General features: G+C 70.2%; 6 protein-coding genes. All 6 read left to right on the top strand.

What is annotated here, in order from left to right:
- A partial coding sequence (locus tag VF202_15605; protein ID HEX7041542.1) for a hypothetical protein occupies window positions 1–223 on the top strand: 223 nt, incomplete at its 5' end.
- Window positions 224–225: 2 nt separating this feature from the next.
- Window positions 226–1,173, top strand: a complete 948-nt coding sequence (locus VF202_15600) for a hypothetical protein (protein ID HEX7041541.1) — start codon at window positions 226–228, stop codon at window positions 1,171–1,173.
- On the top strand, window positions 1,173–1,640 hold the full coding sequence (locus VF202_15595) for a hypothetical protein (GenBank protein HEX7041540.1): 468 nt from the start codon (window positions 1,173–1,175) through the stop codon (window positions 1,638–1,640). The genes VF202_15600 and VF202_15595 overlap by 1 nt, the downstream gene beginning before the upstream one ends.
- A complete protein-coding gene (locus VF202_15590; protein ID HEX7041539.1) occupies window positions 1,637–1,891 on the top strand; it encodes a hypothetical protein in 255 nt (84 codons plus the stop codon). Before VF202_15595 ends, VF202_15590 begins: the two co-directional genes overlap by 4 nt.
- Entirely contained in the window at window positions 1,888–2,244 is a 357-nt protein-coding gene (locus tag VF202_15585) for a RusA family crossover junction endodeoxyribonuclease (GenBank protein HEX7041538.1), read from the top strand. Before VF202_15590 ends, VF202_15585 begins: the two co-directional genes overlap by 4 nt.
- Before the next feature lie 74 nt (window positions 2,245–2,318).
- On the top strand, window positions 2,319–2,723 hold the full coding sequence (locus VF202_15580) for a hypothetical protein (GenBank protein ID HEX7041537.1): 405 nt from the start codon (window positions 2,319–2,321) through the stop codon (window positions 2,721–2,723).
- The last annotated feature ends 145 nt before the right edge of the window (window positions 2,724–2,868 follow it).

Below are 2,868 nucleotides of genomic sequence, written 5' to 3'. Positions count from 1 at the left end.
CTTCCACTGGGGCAACGCCACCGTCCCCGTCAAACCGCACCACATGTGGGCGCCCGTCGCCACGCCCCCAGGCCTCGACGCGTGGACGGACACGCGCCGCGAACACTGGCCAGTCGTCCCCGACACCGCCAGGACCGCACCAGAGGCGGAGGAGACCCTGCCTAGGCCCACGCCAGACCTCGACATCGACGAACAGCCGCAGCTCTTCCAAGGAGGTGACTAGCCGTGGCCCGCGGCCGCATGCTCGACCAAGGCTTCGCCCGAAGCCAGAAGCTCAACAGCGTCACCAGAGACGCCCGCCTCGTCTACGCCACGATCCTGCCCTTCCTCGACAGGGAGGGCAGGCACGTGGCCGAACCCTTCGTCCTCAAGGCCCTCGTCTTCCGCCGCAGCGACTTCACCATCGAGGAACTCGCCGGCTGCCTCCGCGAGCTCTGGGCTGCCGACCTCATCCGCGTCTACAGCGACGGCGACAACGACGCCATCCTCGAATACGTCGACTTCGCCCGCTTCAACAAGCCGAACGCCAAGGAGGCGAAGAGCGCCTTCCCGGGCCCCACCGACCCCGCCGCCGGACCCTGCCGCGACCAGCTCCTACTCCCCGCACCGACACCGCACAGGCAGCCCACCGGCGACGCCCCGGTCGAGCAGCGCCCCACCACGTCGCCAGCCGATGCGCAGCACCAGCAAGGCACCGGCAATGCACGTGCAACGCCAGTGGAGAACGTTAACGAGAACGGGAACGTTAACGAGAACGGGAACGAGAAACCCTCGTCGCCCGAGCTTGCGACGACTCCCCCCGGCGATGTCGAGGCTGCGCCTCGACGAGAGGGACCCGAACCACCCAGGTACCAGGCGTTCGTCGACGCCTGGAACGCCAACCGCGGGCCCCTCCCCAGGGTGCAGTCCCTCAACAGCACCAGGCGCGGGCAGATCGACCGCCTCCGCCGCGAGCTCGGCGACGCAGCGCTCGACACCTTCACCGACGCCGTCAAGCAGGTCGCCCGCGAACCGTACTGGCGCGAGAAAGGCTACGGCCTCGGGAACCTCCTCACCGGCGGCAAGGTCCTCAACTGGGCGGAGAAATGGCGAAGTTCTGGCGGCCTGAGCGACAGCGACCGACGCCTCGCGGACAAGGCCAAGGCCGTCGCCGACGCGATCGGGGGACTCTGATGCCCGTCGACCGTCGCGTGTTCACCGCCGAGTTCACGCTGCTCCTCGAGCGCTTCGGCCGCGAACCCCACGCGCTGCTGATCCAGCGCTACTTCGAGTACGTCGACGCTCGCCTCACCACCGAAGAGTTCACCGCAGCCGCCCGCAAGCTCTTCGAGGAGGCGAGGTTCTGGCCGGCGCCCGTCGAGTTCCTCCACGCCGCCAAGGGCGACCCGAAGCAGCTCGCCGGCGAAGCGTGGCAAGCGCTCATCAAGGCCCTGAAGGCCGGCCGCCCACACGACGCGCCGCCCGAAGCGATCGCCGTTCTCAAGCGCTCCGGCGCGACGTTCCGCGACCTCGAGGAAGCCAGCGAGCACCGCCTCGCGCAGCTCGAGCGCGCGTTCAAAGCCGAGCACGAGGCCACGCCCGCCCCAGCGCAGCAGCGCCTCCTGCCGGGCGAGACGCTCGCCCTCGAGGGCCCCTCGTGAGGCCGCTGTTCGCGAACGAGCCACGGGACGAGACGGGCGCGATCATCCTCGGCGACCCCGAGAAGGGCTGCCCGTACTGCGACGCCGGCGCCGAACCCACGTACAGCTCCTGCGGCCGCGTCGTGTGGTGGCACCCGCCACTCGAGTGCTGCGACCGCCGCAAGGCCATGAGCCGCAAGGCATGGTTCGCCGCGACCAACGACCGCGCCGCCCAGGACGAAGCCGACCGCCTCGCCGGAGTCACACGGTGACCCTCGAGCTGCCCTGGCCACCGAGCGTGAACACGTACTGGCGCCGCGCCGGCCACCGCATGCACATCAGTCACCAGGGCCACGAGTACCGAGGGAACGTCGCAGCCGCGTGCGCCATGCAAGCCACCGACCGCCTCGGCGCCGCCCGCGTCCGGCTCACCATCACCGCCCACCCGCCCGACCGCCGGCGCCGCGACCTGGACAACCTGAACAAGGCCGTGCTGGACGCGCTCGCGTTCGCGCGGGTGTTCGACGACGACAGCCAGGTGGACGACCTGCGCATCGTGCGGGGCGAGCCGCGCGCCGGGGGCGCGCTCACAGTCACGATCGAGGAGATGACAGGGGACTCATGACCGCCACATCGTCTGCTACCATCAACCCAGCACCGCCCCTCCGGGGCGCACGATCCCCCGCGAAGGAGGCGGCGGTGCGCATCATCATCCCAGGCAGGCCACAATCCCGGGAACGCAACGGCGACGGCCGCGACAACGTCCCAGCGGCCGCCTACGTCGACGCCGTCCGCACCGAAGCCAGGCGCCTCGGCCTCGGCCGCCGCGGCCACCCGCTCGTACCGCACGGGCACGTGCACGTCGACCTCCTGCTCGTCTACACGTCGGACGAGAACCTACCACCGACCAGCTGGCCAGCCCAGAGCATCCCCAACGCCGACACCGCCGCGAGTCTCGTCCTCAAGGCGCTGACGGGCCTCGTCTGGACTCATGCCACCCAGGCCAATCCGCTCGTCACCACCAGGCGAGTCCTCACGCGCTCCGAGTGCCGCCAGCTCTACGGGTCGATCGACGGCGCCACGATCATCACGATCGGGGCCTGAGCCATGGCCGACGCTCGGACGACTCGGACACGTCAACGCGCCCGCGAGGACTCCACTGAGGCACGCAAGGAACGCTTCCTCAAGGAGCTCGCGCGCCGAGCGAACGTCAGCGCCGCCGCCAAGAAGGCGAAGATCCCGAGAAGCA

This window comes from Trueperaceae bacterium (genome assembly GCA_036381035.1).
GTDB lineage: Bacteria > Deinococcota > Deinococci > Deinococcales > Trueperaceae > DASRWD01.
This window is presented reverse-complemented; position numbering and strand designations above follow the sequence as displayed.